14 protein-coding genes are annotated in these 15,233 nt (G+C 47.4%); 7 read left to right on the top strand and 7 right to left on the bottom strand.

Annotated features, from left to right (window positions below; translation table 11 throughout):
- The first annotated feature begins 226 nt into the window (after nucleotides 1-226).
- Nucleotides 227-1,582: a glutathione-disulfide reductase gene (gorA, locus tag ABMY42_RS15285; protein ID WP_005429991.1), complete on the top strand. Its 1,356-nt coding sequence runs from the start codon at nucleotides 227-229 to the stop codon at nucleotides 1,580-1,582.
- Between the two features lie 111 nt (nucleotides 1,583-1,693).
- Here the strand turns inward: gorA and ABMY42_RS15280 are convergent, their stop codons facing one another.
- Both ABMY42_RS15280 and ABMY42_RS15275 read right to left on the bottom strand, forming a co-directional pair.
- A complete protein-coding gene (locus ABMY42_RS15280; protein ID WP_005430025.1) occupies nucleotides 1,694-2,305 on the bottom strand; it encodes a bifunctional 4-hydroxy-2-oxoglutarate aldolase/2-dehydro-3-deoxy-phosphogluconate aldolase in 612 nt (203 codons plus the stop codon).
- Nucleotides 2,306-2,314: 9 nt separating this feature from the next.
- Complete coding sequence (locus tag ABMY42_RS15275; RefSeq protein WP_005434597.1) at nucleotides 2,315-3,691, bottom strand: GntP family permease; 1,377 nt, start codon at nucleotides 3,689-3,691, stop codon at nucleotides 2,315-2,317.
- 152 nt (nucleotides 3,692-3,843) lie between these two features.
- Here ABMY42_RS15275 and ABMY42_RS15270 point away from each other — a divergent pair, with 152 nt between their 5' ends.
- Together ABMY42_RS15270 and edd are read left to right on the top strand one after the other, a co-directional pair.
- Complete coding sequence (locus ABMY42_RS15270; protein ID WP_005449047.1) at nucleotides 3,844-4,365, top strand: gluconokinase; 522 nt, start codon at nucleotides 3,844-3,846, stop codon at nucleotides 4,363-4,365.
- A complete protein-coding gene (edd, locus tag ABMY42_RS15265; protein WP_349266514.1) occupies nucleotides 4,362-6,158 on the top strand; it encodes a phosphogluconate dehydratase in 1,797 nt (598 codons plus the stop codon). Before ABMY42_RS15270 ends, edd begins: the two co-directional genes overlap by 4 nt.
- A gap of 178 nt (nucleotides 6,159-6,336) precedes the next feature.
- Here the strand turns inward: edd and ABMY42_RS15260 are convergent, their stop codons facing one another.
- The 5 genes from ABMY42_RS15260 to ABMY42_RS15240 all read right to left on the bottom strand — a co-directional run bounded on the left by ABMY42_RS15260 (nucleotide 6,337) and on the right by ABMY42_RS15240 (nucleotide 9,949).
- The gene (locus ABMY42_RS15260; RefSeq protein ID WP_349266513.1) at nucleotides 6,337-6,639 is read right to left on the bottom strand and encodes a hypothetical protein; all 303 of its coding nucleotides are present in this window, start codon (nucleotides 6,637-6,639) and stop codon (nucleotides 6,337-6,339) included.
- 408 nt (nucleotides 6,640-7,047) lie between these two features.
- The gene (locus tag ABMY42_RS15255; protein WP_050907810.1) at nucleotides 7,048-7,377 is read right to left on the bottom strand and encodes an SMR family transporter; all 330 of its coding nucleotides are present in this window, start codon (nucleotides 7,375-7,377) and stop codon (nucleotides 7,048-7,050) included.
- A gap of 2 nt (nucleotides 7,378-7,379) precedes the next feature.
- Nucleotides 7,380-7,757 (bottom strand): SMR family transporter, encoded by a 378-nt coding sequence (locus ABMY42_RS15250; protein WP_005430013.1) that lies wholly within the window; start codon nucleotides 7,755-7,757, stop codon nucleotides 7,380-7,382.
- Nucleotides 7,758-7,960: 203 nt separating this feature from the next.
- Complete coding sequence (locus tag ABMY42_RS15245; protein WP_349266512.1) at nucleotides 7,961-8,887, bottom strand: LysR family transcriptional regulator; 927 nt, start codon at nucleotides 8,885-8,887, stop codon at nucleotides 7,961-7,963.
- A 54-nt stretch (nucleotides 8,888-8,941) separates the two neighbouring features.
- On the bottom strand, nucleotides 8,942-9,949 hold the full coding sequence (locus ABMY42_RS15240) for a LacI family DNA-binding transcriptional regulator (protein WP_038899404.1): 1,008 nt from the start codon (nucleotides 9,947-9,949) through the stop codon (nucleotides 8,942-8,944).
- Between the two features lie 231 nt (nucleotides 9,950-10,180).
- On the opposite strand from ABMY42_RS15240, the gene ABMY42_RS15235 reads away from it, so the two are divergent.
- The 4 genes from ABMY42_RS15235 to ABMY42_RS15220 are packed head-to-tail and all read left to right on the top strand — an operon-like array spanning nucleotide 10,181 to nucleotide 15,161.
- Nucleotides 10,181-11,533 (top strand): serine/threonine-protein kinase, encoded by a 1,353-nt coding sequence (locus ABMY42_RS15235; protein WP_017189912.1) that lies wholly within the window; start codon nucleotides 10,181-10,183, stop codon nucleotides 11,531-11,533.
- Between the two features lie 31 nt (nucleotides 11,534-11,564).
- Nucleotides 11,565-13,040 (top strand): chromosome partitioning protein ParA, encoded by a 1,476-nt coding sequence (locus tag ABMY42_RS15230; protein WP_349266511.1) that lies wholly within the window; start codon nucleotides 11,565-11,567, stop codon nucleotides 13,038-13,040.
- A gap of 2 nt (nucleotides 13,041-13,042) precedes the next feature.
- Entirely contained in the window at nucleotides 13,043-13,615 is a 573-nt protein-coding gene (locus tag ABMY42_RS15225; RefSeq protein WP_005446332.1) for a sigma-70 family RNA polymerase sigma factor, read from the top strand.
- 4 nt (nucleotides 13,616-13,619) lie between these two features.
- Nucleotides 13,620-15,161, top strand: a complete 1,542-nt coding sequence (locus tag ABMY42_RS15220; RefSeq protein WP_349266510.1) for a hypothetical protein — start codon at nucleotides 13,620-13,622, stop codon at nucleotides 15,159-15,161.
- Nucleotides 15,162-15,233 lie beyond the last annotated feature (72 nt).

The following is a 15,233-nucleotide window of genomic DNA, read 5'->3' as shown; positions in this document are numbered from 1 at the left end:
CCTGAGCATGAAAAACACCAGCGGAATAGCGCCTTATTCCGCTTTGCTATCCTTTCATCGCTATTTGTCATAAGCAATGTCACTTTTTCCCATTTAGGAAATTGCTAGACTCGATTTATGATAGGGACATGGAATTAACAACAATTCCGTTGGGCTGTTGAGTTCATCACCCACCACCCCAATGTAGTTGTTGTCAGACAAAATTAATAAGCTCTTGGAGAAAGTAATGGCGACTCATTTTGATTATATCTGTATCGGCGGCGGCAGCGGCGGTATCGCATCAGCAAACCGTGCGGCAATGTACGGTGCTAAAGTAGCGCTTATCGAAGCTCAAGACCTTGGCGGTACCTGTGTAAACGTTGGTTGTGTGCCTAAGAAAGTGATGTGGCACGGCGCGCAAGTTGCAGAAGCAATGAACCTGTACGCAGAAGACTACGGCTTCGATGTAGATGTAAAAGGTTTCGACTGGAGCAAACTGGTTGAGAGTCGTCAGGCTTACATTGGTCGTATCCACCAATCTTACGACCGCGTTCTTGGCAACAACAAAGTAAACGTGATCAAAGGCTTTGCTAAGTTCGTTGACGAGAAAACAGTTGAAGTAAATGGTGAACACTACACAGCGGATCACATCCTGATCGCAGTGGGTGGTCGTCCAACGATTCCAAACATCCCAGGCGCAGAATACGGCATCGATTCAAACGGCTTCTTCGAGCTTGCTGAGCAACCAAAACGCGTTGCAGTGATCGGCGCGGGTTACATCGCGGTTGAAATCGCAGGCGTGCTGCATGCACTTGGCACAGAAACGCACCTATTCGTTCGTAAAGAATCACCACTACGTAGCTTCGATCCAATGATCATCGAAACGCTAGTAGAAGTGATGGACGCAGAAGGTCCAACTCTGCACACCCACTCTGTTCCAAAAGAAGTAGTAAAAGAAGCAGACGGCAGCCTAACTCTGCACCTGGAAAACGGTGAGAGCCAAAACGTTGATACCCTAATCTGGGCAATCGGTCGTCACCCAGCAACTGACGCTATCAACCTAGCATCAACTGGCGTTGCAACGAACGATCGTGGCTACATCAAGGTAGACGAATACCAAGAAACTAACGTGAAAGGCATCTACTGTGTAGGTGACATCATGGAAGGCGGTATCGAGCTAACACCAGTGGCTGTTAAAGCGGGTCGTCAACTTTCTGAGCGTCTGTTCAACAACAAACCAAACGCGAAGATGGACTACGATTTGGTACCAACTGTGGTATTCAGCCACCCACCAATCGGCACTATCGGTCTAACGACTCAAGAAGCAGAAGAGAAGTACGGCAAAGACAACATCAAGGTCTACACGTCCGGCTTTACTGCGATGTACACAGCGGTTACTAAGCACCGTCAACCATGTAAGATGAAACTAGTATGTGCTGGCGAAGAAGAAACGGTTGTTGGTCTACACGGCATCGGCTTTACCGTTGATGAAATGATTCAAGGTTTCGGCGTAGCAATGAAGATGGGCGCAACCAAAGCAGACTTCGACTCTGTTGTGGCTATCCACCCAACAGGCTCTGAAGAGTTCGTGACGATGCGTTAATCACTTTGCTGATTTAAACAGACAAACAAAAAGGGTCATCAATTACTTGATGACCCTTTTTCTATTCACGTTTTAAAACGTTAGGGGGTATTTCGGAGCTGTTTGCGCGTTTTACTTAACTGCGCGAACCAATTCAGCAATACCTTCCCAGTCGCCGTTGTCCATCATAGCGGTTGGCACCATCCAAGTACCGCCACACGCTACAACCGATTTCAGCGCTAGGTAATCTTCCACGTTAGATGGGCTTACACCACCAGTTGGCATGAATTCCACTGGGTAAACTGCCGTTAGTGCTTTAAGCATGTTTACGCCGCCTGAAGGCTCAGCAGGGAAGAACTTCAGGGTACGTAGACCCATTTCCATCGCTTGCTCAACCAAGCTTGGGTTGTTCACACCCGGTACGATTGTCACGTTGCGTTGCTGACAGTATTTCACTGTCGTTGGGTTGAAACCTGGGCTCACGATAAAATCCACGCCAGCTTCAATTGCGATGTCCACTTGCTCTGTTGTCAGTACTGTACCAGCACCGATCAGCAGTTCTGGGTACGCTTCACGCATGATGCGGATCGACTCAGCCGCCGCTTCAGTGCGGAATGTTACTTCCGCACATGGTAAACCGTTTTCTACCAACACTTTTGCCAGTGGCAGAGCGTGTGCTACATCGTTGATTGCGATAACTGGGACGATTTTGATTTCTCTTAATCGTTGTTCAAGTGTTGTCATGGGTAACCTCTAAAGAATAAAGCTTAATGTTGCTACGATAATAAACGCGATACCACCAAGTAAAGTTTCCATTACCGTCCAAGTTTTTAGCGTTGTTTTCTCATCCATCTCTAGTAGACGAGATACTAGCCAGAAACCAGAGTCGTTGAAGTGAGAAAGCACTGTTGCACCACCTGCAATCGCGATAACGATAAAGCATAGGTCTAGCTCGCTCAAACCAGTTGATGCAGCCACTACTGGCGCGATAAGTGCTGCAGTTGTCGTTAGTGCTACGGTTGCTGAGCCTTGAGCAACACGCAGACAGGTAGAGATAACAAATGCCGCTACGATCACTGGCATACCTGTGTCAGTCAGAACGTCTGCTAGTGCATCACCGATACCACTTGCACGCAGTACGCCACCAAACATGCCGCCCGCACCTGTTACTAGGATAACGCCACAGATAGGAGCCAATGAGTCGCCACACAGCTTCTCAAGTTTTGCCATGCCGTAGTCTTTCGCGAATACCGCAAGAGACACAAGCAGAGTAATCAGAAGTGCTACCGGTGTTTTACCTAGCATACGCAGGAACTCAACCAGTGCGGTTTTGCCATCAATCACACCCGCAACCGCTAGCGTGTTCAATACTGTGTCTAAACAGATTAGCAGTACAGGCAACACTAGGATGGTCATTACTGTGCCAAATTTTGGCAGCTTAGATTCATCAACTTGTGTTTCACCGTTGAAGAACGCTTTTGATAGTGGGATATCGAACTTCTTACCTGCGTACAGACCAAATAGGTAAGCGCCTAGGTACCAAGTTGGGATAGCCACTAGGATACCAACAACAAGCAGTAGACCAATGTTTGCGCCTAGGAATTCTGCTGCTGCAACTGGACCTGGGTGCGGAGGAACAAAGCCGTGCATTACTGCGAATGCACCTGCTGCTGGTAGTGCGTATTTGATTGGCGAACCACCAAAGCGTGCTGCCACACTTAGGATGATTGGCATCATTACCACTAGACCAGCGTCAAAGAAGATTGGGAAACCGAACAGTAGTGAAGCCACACCCAATGCAAATGGTGCCCGCTCTTTACCGAAGCGTCCAATCAAAGTATCTGCCAGCACTTGCGCACCGCCAGTTACTTCCAAAATCTTACCGATCATTGCGCCAAGACCAACCAGCAATGCTACTGAAGCCAGTGTGCCACCGAAACCACTCATCATGGTTGGGACAACTTGGTCAGAAGAAACGCCAGTCGCAATCGCAGTACCTAAACTCACCATAGTTAGGGAAGCAAAAGCGTGCACTTTTAGCTTAATAATCAATACAAGTAACGCCGCAATCGCGAGGACTGCAATCGTTAATAGGAACGTAGGGTCTGGAGCTTGGGTTAGCTGTTCCATGGGTTCACCTTTAAAAATTATTGTTTGTGTTGTGGTTCACATTTATTTGAGTTACCGGTAACATGTTACCGATAACATGAATAAGATAAACCCATATTTTAAAGTGAATTCAAAAATTGAGATCACGCGCAAATTTGTTATGAGGATAAGTTATGGCTGGTAGTAGTGTCGTCGTTATGGGCGTTTGTGCGAGTGGCAAAACCACAATTGGTGAGCACTTGGCGAAAAAGCTGGGACGTAAATTCATTGATGGTGATGATCTTCACCCACGAGCAAACATTCAGAAGATGGCATCAGGTCAGCCTCTGAACGACGACGACCGCAAACCTTGGCTAGAACGTATCCGCGACGCTGCTTATAGCTTAGAAAGCAAAAATGAGCACGGCATTATTGTCTGCTCGGCACTAAAAAAGATTTATCGTGACCAAATCCGCGAAGGCAACGAGAACGTGACCTTCCTCTTCCTAGACGGCAGCAAAGAACTGATCCTTGAGCGTATGCGTGCTCGCCAAGGTCACTTCATGAAAGAGAACATGGTCAACAGCCAGTTCGAAGCTCTAGAACGCCCAGAAGATGAGCCTCGCACCATTTTCGTCAGCATTGATGCAACCATCGAAGACGTTGTGTCGAATGCCGCTGAGTTAATCCTAGTGCAAGACGAGGCAATGGCATGACTCATCAAGTAATTTTAGACGTTACCCAACGTTTAGTTGAGCGCAGCAAAGAGGCGCGTGCGGCGTTTCTTGCTCGCACTGAAGTCCAAGCTGAAGCAGGCAAAGGTCGTGTCGGTCTGTCTTGCGGTAACTTGGCTCACGCTGTTGCGGCATCTTGTTCTTCAGAAAAGAAAAGCATTCTGGATTTCACGCATTCGAATGTAGCGCTGATCAGTGCTTACAACGATATGCTGAGTGCCCACCAGCCATACCAACACTACCCTGATCAAATCAAGCAAGTGCTGTCTGGTTACGGTCACACTGCGCAAGTTGCTGGCTGTGTTCCGGCAATGTGTGATGGCGTGACTCAAGGTCAAGCGGGCATGGACATGTCACTGTTTTCTCGTGACTTAATTGCTCAATCGACAGCACTTTCACTGAGCCACAACGTGTTCGACGCGACCTTGCTTCTGGGTATCTGCGACAAAATCGCACCAGGACAATTGATGGGCGCGCTGTCTTACGCACACCTACCAACGGCGTTTGTGCCAGCAGGTTTGATGGCAACAGGCATCAGCAATGAAGAGAAAGTCGACGTTCGCCAAAAATACGCAGCGGGCGAAGTAGGCAAAGACGCGCTACTTGATATGGAGTGTCGCGCTTACCACTCAGCTGGCACGTGTACTTTCTACGGCACGGCAAACACCAACCAACTTGTGTTTGAAGCAATGGGCTTGATGCTGCCAGGTTCGGCATTCATCCATCCACATACTGAGCTACGTAAGGCGCTGACCGATCATGCAGCTCTGAAAATCGCGGCAATGAATGCAGGTTCAGCCAATTTCCGTCCATTGTCTGAAGTGGTCACCGAAAAGAGCCTGATCAACGGCATTATTGCGCTGTTGGCATCGGGCGGCAGTACCAACCACACTATTCACATGTTGGCAGTGGCGCGTGCAGCGGGTTTGATTCTGACATGGCAAGACATCAGCGACCTATCTGAAGTGGTGCCACTATTGGCGCGCGTTTACCCGAATGGTCCAGCTGACATGAACGCATTCCAAGAAGCGGGCGGCGTACCTGCGCTATTGCATCGTTTGGACGAGTCAGGCTTGCTTCATCGTGACGTGAAACCGGTATTCGGCGAATTCGAAGACCAAATGACACTACCTAAACTAGTCGACGGCAAACTGACTTGGACACCATGTGGTGGCAGCCAAGACGGCGAAGTGATTGCTGCGCCAACGCAAGCTTTCCAAAACACCGGTGGTACTCGCGTACTCAACGGTAACTTGGGTAAAGCGGTAGTGAAAGTCTCTGCGGTGAAAGAAGATCAGCGCATCATCGAAGCGCCAGCAATCGTATTCCAATGCCAACACGAAGTGGAAGCGGCGTACAAACGCGGTGAGCTAAACCAAGATTGCATCGTGGTCGTGACGCACAACGGTCCTGCAGCGAACGGCATGCCAGAGCTGCATAAACTGATGCCAATTCTCGGCAACGTGCAGAAAGCGGGCTTTAAAGTCGCGCTAGTGACGGACGGTCGACTATCGGGTGCATCGGGTAAGATTCCATCGGCAATCCACGTTTCTCCAGAAGCAATTCGTGGTGGCGCGATTGGCTTAGTCCGCAATGGCGACATCATCCGCGTTGATTGCCAAACTGGCGAGCTGAACAACCTAAGTGATGTTATGGGTCGTGAATTGTTAGAGATGGATACTGAAGCGAAACAACAGACTTGGGGTCGTGGTTTCTTTAGTGTGATTCGTCAAAGTGTTTCGAGCGCAGAAGAAGGCGCAAGCTTTATTGTTTAAGGCGGAGAGAAAGACCCCGTCATTCCGACAAGCCTAGGCAAGAGCAGGAATCTACTATCAAAGTGCTGTGAAGTGAGAGGAAACATCCCTGCCACAGCACTTTTTGTTGGCAGATTCTGAATCACGCTCGTCCCTCGCTGTTCAGAATGACGAGCTTTGGGGTTGGTCACTTTTCTTTTTAAATAAATAAATCCGTCATTCCGACGAGCCTAGGCAAGATCAGGAATCCAATATCAAAGTGCTGTGAAGCGAGAGGAAACATCTCTGCCACAGCACTTTTTGTTGGTAGATTCTGAATCACGCTCGTCCCTCGCTGTTCAGAATGACGAGCTTTGGGGTTGGTCACTTTTCTTTTTAAATAAATGAATGAATCCGTCATTCCGACAAGCCTAGGCGAGAGCAGGAATCTACTATCAAAGTGCTGTGAAGTGAGAGGAAACATCCCTGCCACAGCACTTTTTGTTGGCAGATTCTGAATCACGCTCGTCCCTCGCTGTTCAGAATGACGAGCTTTGGGGTTGGTCACTTTTCTTTTTAAATAAATGAATCCGTCATTCCGACGAGCCTAGGTGAGATCAGGAATCTAATATCAAAGTGCTGTGAAGTGAGAGGAAACATCCCTGCCACAGCACTTTTTGTTGGCAGATTCTGAATCACGCTCGTTCCTGGCTGTTTAGAATGACAAGCTTTGGGGTTGGTCACTTTTCTTTTTAAATAAATGAATGAATCCGTCATTCCGACGAGCTTAGGCGAGATCAGGAATCTACTATCAAAGTGCTGTGAAGCGAGAGGAAACACCTCTGCCACAGCACTTTTTGTTGGTAGATTCTGAATCACGCTCGTCCCTCGCTGTTCAGAATGACGATATCTAGGACTCAGGCAAAGAACATCAAGCCGTCTTCATCACCACAACTGCAGCAATCACCACAAAGATACCAAACCAACCAATCGCCTTAAGCTTTTGTTTGAACAGCAAAGCGCCACCAATCGCGGTACCTAAGATACCTATCGCGCCCCAAGAGGCGTATGCGATCGCAAGGTCGATCTCTTTTACCGCTTGAGCAAGTAAGGTAAACGCCGCCATCACCAACACAATCGCAGTGATGCCCCACCCTTTGTGCTTAAAGCCTTTAGAGCGAGTCAGTGCCATGTTCGCCATGATGTCGACCAACGCCGCCATGACAACAAATCCAAATGAAACAGTAAAAAATTGGCTCATGATTAACACCTCGCATTCGATGAGCTTGGCAACTCATCTTTTTGTTGAGGCTGACCGTGCGACTCACCGAGCGTCACACACACGATACCGACTACCGCCAGCGCCAAACCAAGCAACTGCTGCGTACTTAAGTTGGCATCAAATAAGACAATAGAAACCAGGGTAATCAAGGCGATACCCAAACCTTCCCATGTTGCGTACGCGACACCGATAGAGATTTTCTTTGCCGCTTTCGACAAGAAGTAATAGGAAATGGCGATCAGAACGTACATCACCAGATAGCCTTCCCACGCATTACTTTCACCAATAAACGACATCGTACTGGTACCGGCAACTTCGGCAACGATGGCGAGCAACAAAAATAGACGTGCAATGAGCATGATTCATCCTCCCCAGAAATTAAAAAACTGCATAACGGAGAATGGTGAATGTCCTTTAAGAATCAGACATTCAAAGAATTGATAAGATAAAAAGAGCCGCTTCTCCTGACTATTTGTAGTCAGATTAGCCCTTCTTCAGTAAAACAGACAGGTAATTGAGATATTCATTTTTGAATATCTTAAAGGGCAGTTTGCTTATCCGATCACGTTAATGGCGTATTGAGGGTTTGCTGCATCACTTGGTGCAAATGGCGGTGCAATGGGTGGTTACGGTAGGTCTGTAAATAACCACCAGAAACAACAAATTGGCTGAACTCTCGGTTGACCATCGGCATTGGATAAGAGGCAAGCTCGTGCATCAAATGTGCAGTACTTTGGCTGGCATACATGATGGCATCGGTCTCAAGCAACATTTGGCAAGCGACACGCAAGTTGTAGGACTTGAGCAATACAACGGGTTCGTAACCCATGCGGCGATATTCCGACTCCACCGTACACAGCGGATTGTAGGATGCAGGTGCAGGCAAAGAGACCAGTGGCAATTCCGACACCGTGTCCCAGTCATTACTGACTTGCGACAACGTCGGGTGGTCTTTACGCGCCAAAATCACACGCTTTTCAACAAACAATGGGCGCATGTAGATGTCTTTCGACAACTCGGTTTCTTGATCGAGAATGCAGTAGTCGTGCTCGCCCTCTAACATCTCGTCTTGGGAATAAATGTTCCAGCTTGAGAAGGCAAACGAGGCTTGAGGAAACGCCTGATGGCAACCGCGCAATAAACGCTGACCTTGCTCGTCCATCAAGTAAGGGTCGGTCACTATCGCAATCTGACCTTGGTATTCAAGTGGGTCGAATTCCGAAAACTCCTGCACTACTTTTTCTAGCGGCGACAGCATGTTATCGAATTCCGCCGCTAAGCGAATCGCCATTGGAGATGGCTCTACCCCATGCGCTTTACGCACAAACAGCGGATCATCAAACACGTCTTTAAGTTTCATCACCCCACGACTGGCACTGGGTTGCGAAATACCAAGCTGCATCGCCGCCAACTTGATGCTGCGATTTTCTACCACGGCTTTAAGTAAGCGCATTAAATTAAGGTCTAGCGCATCAAGTTGATGTGGCATGCCCGTGTCCTTATCAGAAACGAATGATGAAAAATAAACGTGAGTCAGAGCGAGTTAGACGCTCTCGCCTGCTGTAATTTGATAGCCCATGTTCACGACCGTCTCGGCTTGCTCTTCACCCTTAAGGCGTGCAATCAATAGCTCGGCACTTTTCTCACCAATCTCGAAACGCGGTGTATCCACACTGGTCAGTTTCGGGCTAATAGTTTGCCCGATGTCCAATGCGTTGTAGCCCACCACCGCAAGTTGATCTGGCACTTTGATGCCGCGTTGCTGAGCACTCAACAAGGTACCAATCGCGATGTCGTCGTTGGTACAAAATACACCATCAAGTTCTGGGTAGGTTGCCAGTGCGCGCTCCAATAAATCATGCGCCAACGAAAAGCTAGAGTGATCGCCCGTTAGCACGTGTTTTGGCTCCAATCCTGCTTCTGTCATTGCGCGATCGTAGCCTTGCATACGCAATTTAGTACGCGTATCCAAGCGAGCACCGAAGTAAACAATAGTACGTTTGCCCGACTCCAACATGCGCTTTACGACGCTGTAAGAAGCGTCTTCGTGGTCCATACCAACCGCCATATCAATCGGCTGCTCTGGCAGTTCCATGGTCTCTACCACAGGAACGCCAGCGTTTTTGATCATCTGCAAAGTGCGTTGAGTATGGTGGCTTTCAGTTAGGATTAAGCCGTCAACTTGATAAGAGAGCAGCGACGCGATTTTGCGTTCTTCTTCCAGCTCGTCATAACTAAAGTGCGCAAGCAGTGTTTCATAGCCATTAGCTTTAGTGACCGTTTCAATGCCCTGAACAAAAGACGCAAAAATTTGGTTGGACAGTGAAGGCAGTAAAATACCAATCGCTTTACTGGAAGACTTCGACAGCATCGCCGGAGCACGGTTTTCGATGTAGCCCATCTCTTCAATTACAGCGGCAATTTTCACTCGCGTTTTTTCTGCCACTGAGTCTGGATTGCGCATATAACGCGAGACGGTCATTTTTGTTACGCCAACTTTGTCTGCGACATCCTGCAATGTCGTTCGTGCTTTCTTATTCTGCTGAGCCATAAATATCTAATTTATCAGTAATGTTACTAGTAACATTATGACGAATAGACTCCTCGTCGACAAGCTCGGCAAAATCCATCTGCTACATCATTAATAAAATCATAACCTTACCGCTCAAATAACCATCAAATTGCAATTCCAACATTGTGATTCAAAGCTGAATAAATAAATGACATTAATATTGAGTTTCTTATAAAATAGCGTACCTAAAACAATAAGATACGAAGTACAGTGCAGTTAGGCTCTAGCGAAACCCAGATTTACTATCACCTGCTTGATCTGGACGACTCTCAAAAGCAGCAATACCTCAACGAATTGCAGCAGAGTCAACCTGAGCTTTACCTCCAAATCGCTCCTCTTTTAGCTAGCGAAAACGAAGAAGAACAACTGACACAGTTGCTCGGCTTCGGCGCGAATTTGGCAACCAAACAAGAGGTCGACCTAACGGGCGAAGAAGTTAGCAAGTACCGACTCACCCACGAGTTAGGGCGTGGAGGTATGGGGGTCGTATATGCGGCACTGCGCGCTGACGAGACGTTCGAGCAAGACCTTGCGATCAAGTTCATCCAAACCAATCTCAGTAATGTATTAGGCAAACGCGCGCTGTTTGATGAAGCTCAGCTTCTGGCTCGTTTGAACCATCCTTACATTGCCAAAGTGTTTGATGGCGGCTTGCACGGTGATTCGGTTTACATCGTGATGGAACGCGTTTTTGGTCAGACCTTAGACTCGTATTTGTTGCTCACGCCAATGGAAGACGATGACAAGTTGTTGCTGTTTAAGCAGATTTGTCAGGCAATGGAACACGCCCACCAGCATCAAGTCCTGCATGCGGATCTCAAACCAGAAAACATCCTAATTGATCGCAATAAACGACCAAAACTGCTCGATTTCAACCTGACACAAAAGGTGCAATCAAACAGTGATGATTCGTCTCCGGCATTAATTGCCTTCAGTGAAAAATACGCCAGCCCAGAACAGCAAGCCGGAGCGTTTTTGACTGAGCAAAGTGATGTGTATTCACTGGGTAAGATTCTGGCGCTGATGTTTCCTGATCAGCCAATATGGTCAGATATTTATTGGGTGGTGAGACGCGCAACGCGAGCGAAAGCAAAGCAGCGCTACCTCAATGTTCGGACACTGCGCCAAGATATTGAATGTATTTTAGAACGACGCCCAATAGAGCAAAAGAAGCACTGGCCACTGTACAGTACGCTTCGTTTAGTACAACGCCGACCGCTGCCGTCGCTGTTGTCCGCAATCTTAGTGTTATCTGGTTTGCTGTTTGGTAACACTCTGATTCAAAAGAACATACAACTGCAACAAGAGAAAAAGATTGCAGAAGACATCATGTACGAAGTGACGCGCCTTGTCTTTCATGCCAAGGGGCAAAACGTCGAGCATATGTCCGTCAGTGCCATGATGGAACTGACACGCAGGCGGATTCTGTCTAACCCAGATATCCCCAAACACATAAAACAGAAAATGCTGTTGGCGATGATGACACCGGTGCCAGAGAAGCACCTCACTAAATCAATAAGTTGTCAGCCAAATTGTGCACCAAAGGACCGCACTCAACAGTAAGGCTAAACATAAAAAAGGCTTAAAAATTAAAATGCACACACGTTCCATTGCGATCTGGCTGTCTGCGTTAGCGATAGCACCAGCATGGGCGAACTCTACTTCTACGACTCCGTCGGCAGAAGCGACAGCGCCTACCATAAAACAAGGTTTCTTCATCGATTCACCGGTAACTGGTCTGTATTACAAAACCAGTTCCAACCTGTCTGGTCACACAAACAAAGGCGCATTTCAGTATCGTCCTGGCGATGTCATCAGCTTCTTCCTCGGCAATGACGATAACGGCTACTTGCTCACCACGATGTCGAGCCAAGAAGTGCTTACTCCGACAATGGCAACCACCAAGCCAAGTCGCAGTATCAACATGACCCGCTTGTTGCTCTCTCTCGACAGCACACCAGAAAACCGCCAAGAAATCGTGTTGGCTAACAAGGTGTTATCCGACCCTGCCTTCCAAGCGCAACTCAAGCGCCTCGACCTCAACTTTTTAGATGATGCCAAACACCAACTCAATTTGGATTGGGTTTCGGTACAAGAAGCGGTCGAACACCTCAATGAAAGCCAACGCTATATCGAGAAGAACTTTGCCTCAGATGAAATCATTTTTGAGCCTCGTGATGTGCGCTTTAAGAACATCATCATCAAGAAGAAGGATTGGCAAGGTCGCGCCTGTGCGTTTGATATCCGTTATCAGCACCATCCCCGCTATCGCCCACCAATCGGTGAGGTTAACTTCACCATCACTGAAGAAAATCTGATCCAGCACCCAAGCGTGGGGGACTATTTCCAAGGCTGTTTCTTAGCGCTCAATCAAAGCGTCACCGAAGACATTATCGAACCAATTGAAAAGTTCTCAGAGTGGGAGAGCTTTGTCGGCTGCGCGGATACAGGTTGCACCCGCAATGACCTAAATGGCTTCTCGCTGGAAGATTATGATGATGAAGGCGACTGGAAATATCGCTCGGTCGCACTCAACTTCGATCCAAATACCCAACTGTTGATGGAAAAAGTGCAAGGTTTGGGACCAAATGAACACGTTAAACACCACAACCGCACTGAAATGCTGTGGTTTACCTATCCTGATTCGGTTGATAACCAAATAGCCTACCAAGGTGTGTGGCAGCAAACTCAATACCTACAAGACTCAATGAAGCAGTCGTGTCTACTAATGCGTCATAACCAAGTGTTGCGTTTACCTGTCGATGCCGTTACCTGCCCTACAGATACCAGTCTATACACCCAAGATGTCACCAACGAGTATTTGGACATGTGGTGGGTCAACAATGACCAGCCAAGTGCTGAACTCGCGCAAATGAACGTAATGGTGCGTTGGTCACCAACCCCAGCAGAAATCAACTACACCACGTGGGAATACCTACCTGCTGGCAAAAGCTGGGAGCAAGGCATTTTGTATCGTTACCAACAAGACATTAGCCGTAATCGCGATGGTTCTGATCGCGTTGAAACCTATTCCATCTCTGAGTTTGTAAAAGTAAGTGAGGATGTATAGCAATGACTTCTAAATCTACTCTGACGCAAATTATCCAACAGTGGCAAGCAGGCGATAAACAGGCGGAAAGTGAGTTGTACCAATTCGCTTACCTACAACTGCGTAAAATTGCTCAACAAGAACGCGAGCGCAACGCAGAGAAATACGGAACCGACAATAAGGTACTGTCGGACAGCGTAAACAGCACCACCGCGCTGATCCATGACGCGTATTTAAAGATGTCTAACTGCGACATGAGTGAGATTGAAACCAAGCGCGATTTCTTCTTAATGGCAGCCAAAGTAATGCGCCAAATCCTGATCGACAACGCTCGCTCGCATCAAGCGCAAAAACGCCAACACATCACGCTAATGAAAGAAGAAGAAGATCGCTTCGAGCAACTCATCATCATGGATAAAGCACTCGATAACTTTAGTGTGCGCTACCCACGCCAATCCAACGCGTTAAAGCTCAAATATCTGATGGGCATGAAAAACCAAGAGATCTGTGAACTACTCGAATGCAGCGCCAGTTTGATTGAAAAAGACCTTAAGTTCTCCCGCAGTTGGCTGCAATCAAGAATGGCACACGCGTAAAATCATGAAGAAGAAATACTGGATTGCAAGTGCATTAAGTACCTGCTTGATGGCGCTTTACTGGCTAACAGACGAACAAACCACAGCTGCGGCTGCCAACATACAACCAGCGAATAATAACGAGGAAAAGAGAAATACGCCTCACGGTGAACGCACTTCCCTTATCGAAGTAAAACAGGCACTCACCGCATCTGTATTGGAAAGAAGCAATGAACTGGCGTTTGAAAAAGCGCTTGAATCCACGTTGTCAGACCGTCCTGATCAGGTTGAAGATGCCTTGGGATCATTGGAGGCCAATTACTCCCAAAACCTAACGATAACCTACATCAGTGAATCTGCACACGACGATGCAACAGAGAACGGCAAGCCGATAATAAACCTAGCGGTTGAGCAGCAATTACAAACCATTATCTATAGTTGGGAACTGACACAAAACAACCCTATCAACTACTCATTAGGGTTGGAACAGCTGTTCGAAGATCCAGAAGGAGACTTACTCACCACGCGAATTTGGCTAGAAAACGCCAACGGACTGAGCGTTCTCAACCAAGGGCAAATCATGCTGCAAGGCGCGCCAAAAGACTTCAACCAAACCACATATTTGGCAGTCTCTGCACGTGATGACCACCACGGGACAGAAGATCACGCTTGGGTCACGACACGCTTCGAGCTGCCAGCAGTCACTGCAGAGCAGAACGATACAGAACATCCGCTCATTGATGGTGTGGTATATCGCCTTGAAACCACAACGTTGCTCGGTGGACGCAAGTACCCTTACGAAGTAGTGTACTGTGAAGCATTTAAATTCATTGATGATGAAGTTTTTTATGCTGCTTCAAGCAACAAAACTCGCTGCCCAGACGAGCATAAGCTGAATAAAGTCGGGGAATACCAGATCAGTGATGACTCATTGATCATCCACATCAAAGGTAGCCGTCAGATCTGGACTACGAAGAAAACCTACCGGTCACGAGCTCACAAAGACACTGAGAACTACTTTATTACCGTCTTTGATAACAATCGTTTCGAAAGCTACACCATGCAAAAAAACAAGCGCTCAATGGAAGAGCGTTTGAACGTCAATACTGGAAAAGAGCTGTATCAGTCCGCCCTATTTGATCTGCTCATTCCGACTGCCGGCGGTTATCGCCATGCGCTCGCGGGTAACTATATTTTTGACCGAAGGCATGCTCAAGGTGGTGAGTATTACGACGGTTTCGACTCAGATCTCAACATAGTCGCGTCTAATAGCGACTTATTTGCTCATGAATTCTGTCAGTTTTGGGACACCTCAATCCTTGCAGGTGAAGGGATGTTTAGCGAGGTAATTTCTTACTCCAATAATACCGATTGCGCGACTGCACCTAAGCCATCCGCATACGCTTATGTCTACTTCAACAATGATTATCATGCTAATGATGAGTTTATTCAGGGGGAGGTTTATAGCTACATCCTACGCCCATTTCCTCAGTACGCGAGCAAAGTAGAAGAGCTAAAAATAAACATGATTTACCACTACCCAAAAAATACAGCAGCCTATAAATAAACCAAAACAACACAAGTCATTGTTTATAAAGACCTAAATTTAAAGTTAATTGATATTTTTATTGATAGAAAT

This window comes from Vibrio sp. SSH13-20 (genome assembly GCF_040104475.1).
Taxonomy (GTDB): domain Bacteria; phylum Pseudomonadota; class Gammaproteobacteria; order Enterobacterales; family Vibrionaceae; genus Vibrio; species Vibrio harveyi.
This window is presented reverse-complemented; position numbering and strand designations above follow the sequence as displayed.

Excerpts from the sequence above, each read along its gene's own strand:
- ABMY42_RS15230 (WP_349266511.1), top strand. The coding sequence starts at position 11,565 with ATGCACACACGTTCCATTGCGATCTGGCTGTCTGCGTTAGCGATAGCA.
- ABMY42_RS15220 (WP_349266510.1), top strand. The coding sequence starts at position 13,620 with ATGAAGAAGAAATACTGGATTGCAAGTGCATTAAGTACCTGCTTGATG.
- ABMY42_RS15255 (WP_050907810.1), bottom strand. The coding sequence starts at position 7,377 with ATGAGCCAATTTTTTACTGTTTCATTTGGATTTGTTGTCATGGCGGCG.
- ABMY42_RS15250 (WP_005430013.1), bottom strand. The coding sequence starts at position 7,757 with ATGCTCATTGCACGTCTATTTTTGTTGCTCGCCATCGTTGCCGAAGTT.
- ABMY42_RS15270 (WP_005449047.1), top strand. The coding sequence starts at position 3,844 with ATGGCTGGTAGTAGTGTCGTCGTTATGGGCGTTTGTGCGAGTGGCAAA.
- ABMY42_RS15240 (WP_038899404.1), bottom strand. The coding sequence starts at position 9,949 with ATGGCTCAGCAGAATAAGAAAGCACGAACGACATTGCAGGATGTCGCA.
- ABMY42_RS15280 (WP_005430025.1), bottom strand. The coding sequence starts at position 2,305 with ATGACAACACTTGAACAACGATTAAGAGAAATCAAAATCGTCCCAGTT.
- ABMY42_RS15225 (WP_005446332.1), top strand. The coding sequence starts at position 13,043 with ATGACTTCTAAATCTACTCTGACGCAAATTATCCAACAGTGGCAAGCA.
- edd (WP_349266514.1), top strand. The coding sequence starts at position 4,362 with ATGACTCATCAAGTAATTTTAGACGTTACCCAACGTTTAGTTGAGCGC.
- ABMY42_RS15275 (WP_005434597.1), bottom strand. The coding sequence starts at position 3,691 with ATGGAACAGCTAACCCAAGCTCCAGACCCTACGTTCCTATTAACGATT.
- gorA (WP_005429991.1), top strand. The coding sequence starts at position 227 with ATGGCGACTCATTTTGATTATATCTGTATCGGCGGCGGCAGCGGCGGT.
- ABMY42_RS15245 (WP_349266512.1), bottom strand. The coding sequence starts at position 8,887 with ATGCCACATCAACTTGATGCGCTAGACCTTAATTTAATGCGCTTACTT.